Source organism: Curtobacterium sp. S6 (assembly GCF_000710345.2).
Taxonomy (GTDB): Bacteria; Actinomycetota; Actinomycetes; order Actinomycetales; family Micrococcaceae; genus Rothia.
Window position 1 is genome coordinate 1 of record NZ_JHEL01000001.1, and the last position, 230, is coordinate 230.

1 rRNA gene is annotated in these 230 nt (G+C 49.1%); it reads left to right on the forward strand.

Annotated elements, in window-relative coordinates:
• Positions 1-155 precede the first annotated feature (155 nt).
• Positions 156-230 (forward strand): 5S ribosomal RNA (gene rrf, locus CURSPS6_RS00005); the annotation flags it as partial.

Below are 230 nucleotides of genomic sequence, written 5' to 3' on the forward strand. Positions count from 1 at the left end.
ACAATAGTTGTTGCAAGGGTTTGTAGGGCATGTTGGTGTGTCGCGTTCACTGTATGGTTTTGGGATAACAACCCTTATTTGAGGGGTTTGTTGTTTGATTGAGGAATCTAGGTTTCCCTGCTGCACACGCGGTGTGTGGTGGTGGTAGTTGGTTTTTCGGTGGTTATGGCAAGAGGGGTACACCCGGTCTCATTCCGAACCCGGTAGTTAAGGCTCTTAGCGCTGATGGT